The organism is Pararhizobium antarcticum, from assembly GCF_001885585.1.
Taxonomy (GTDB): domain Bacteria; phylum Pseudomonadota; class Alphaproteobacteria; order Rhizobiales; family Rhizobiaceae; genus Pararhizobium; species Pararhizobium antarcticum.
The window spans coordinates 1-253 of the sequence record NZ_LSRP01000070.1 but is presented as its reverse complement, the minus strand read 5'-3'; the positions used below and the strand labels follow the sequence as shown (position 1 = coordinate 253).

The 253-nt window shown below is 60.9% G+C and carries 1 pseudogene; it reads left to right on the top strand.

The annotated features are described in order from the left end of the window. Window positions 1-128, top strand: a pseudogene (locus tag AX760_RS26640) (transposase); the annotation flags it as partial. Window positions 129-253 lie beyond the last annotated feature (125 nt).

Sequence of the window (253 nt, the reverse complement as noted above, 5' to 3'; positions counted from 1 at the left end):
TCTTCGCAAAGGGTCAGAAGAAGGCCAGACCAGGTCTGGCAACTGAAATCGTCAAGCGATCCGATGCGGCCAAAGGCTTCGAGTTGTTGCCACGCCGATGGGTTGTCGAGCGAACCTTCGCATGGCTGTCAACGCCGGAGTAAAAACCGGCCAGGCGGCGGAGTAAAACCAGGCCACTTGCGGCGCACGCATGAGACCTCCGGGAGGGCGTAGCCCGAGCGGGGGTCTCATGCGTGCGCGTCGATGTTCTGAA